This is a genomic window from Pseudomonas sp. NPDC086581 (assembly GCF_044746165.1).
In the GTDB taxonomy this organism is placed as follows: domain Bacteria; phylum Pseudomonadota; class Gammaproteobacteria; order Pseudomonadales; family Pseudomonadaceae; genus Pseudomonas.
In genome coordinates this window covers 1-1,237 of record NZ_JBIVBR010000035.1, presented here as the reverse complement: position 1 = coordinate 1,237, position 1,237 = coordinate 1, and the positions used below count along the sequence as shown (strand labels likewise).

The 1,237-nt window shown below is 61.4% G+C and carries 1 protein-coding gene; it reads right to left on the bottom strand.

Annotation, left to right across the window (positions count from 1 at the left end; all coding sequences use genetic code 11):
- Positions 1 to 8 precede the first annotated feature (8 nt).
- Positions 9 to 1,171 (bottom strand): IS3 family transposase gene (locus tag ACIPK7_RS29715; protein ID WP_401091928.1). Its coding sequence is split into 2 segments (ribosomal slippage): positions 9 to 916 and positions 916 to 1,171, totalling 1,164 coding nucleotides; the frame shifts between segments, so codons are not numbered across the junction.
- Between the last annotated feature and the right edge of the window lie 66 nt (positions 1,172 to 1,237).

Sequence of the window (1,237 nt, the reverse complement as noted above, 5' to 3'; positions counted from 1 at the left end):
TGTAGTGGTCAACCCATCCCGGACAGTGGGTTGAGTTTTTCTTCGGCCACCGCAGGCGGTAGCCCGTCGTTGAATTGATGCGGCCTGATCCAGTTGTAGCGGTGCATCAGGTAATGACTGATGTCCCGTTGGGCCTCCTGCGCCGTCAGGTAACCCGTTGACGGGACCCACTCCGACTTCAGACTGCGGAACAGGCGCTCCATCGGCGAGTTATCCCAGCAATTCCCCCGACGGCTCATGCTCTGCTGCATCCGATAGCGCCAGAGCCGTTGCCGAAACAGGCGGCTGGCGTACTGGCTCCCCTGGTCTGAATGGAATAGCACCTGCTGTGGCCTGCCGCGCTGTTCGTAGGCCATGTCCAGGGCCTTGATTACCAGCTCGGCATCCGGCTTGGCCGAGAACGCCCAACCGATCACCCGCCGGGTATGCAGATCCAGCACCGCGGCCAGGTAGTGCCAACGGCCTTGCGCCCAGACGTAGGTGATGTCGCCACACCACACCTGATTGGGATGCTCGGTCGCGAATTCGCGGTTCAGCCGATTCGGGATATCCGGCCGCTCAACCGTGGCCTGTTTGTAAGCGTGCAAGCCCGGTTGCTTGCTGACCAGGCCCAGCTCACGCATCAACCGACGCACTCGGAAACGGCCGATGGTCACGCCCTCTTCGCGCAGCATGCCCAGAATGCTGCGGCTGCCGGCCGAGCCCCGACTCTGGCTGAACAACTGGTTGACCTGGCTGCGTAGCGCTACGCGGCGAGCATCGACACGCCGCCGTCGAAGACGGTGGACGTAGTAGCAAGACCGCGCCACATCGAAAGCTGAACAGACCACTTCCACCGACTCCTGCTCACTCAACTGGTCTATCAGCGCGTACGATCGAGTTCGTCCGACATCAAGAGAGCGGTAGCCTTTTTTAATATCGCTTTCTCCCGCTCCAGCCGGTTGATCCGGGCTTCCAGCTCCTGGATCTTTTGCTGCTCAGGCGTCAACGCCTTGCTCTTCGGGGTCACACCCTGGCGCTCCGCCTCGAGCTGCTTCACCCAACGGCGCAAGGCCGAGTCCGCCACCCCCAGCGAACGGCAGGCGTCGATATGACTGTAGCCTTGGTCCAGCACCAAGGCGGCAGCCTCTCGTTTGAACTCGGCGGAAAACGTACGTCGTTGCTTGCTCATCAGACACCTCTCTCACGGCGAGGATTCTCGCCTAAATCGGTGTCCGGGATCAGTAGACCACTACAC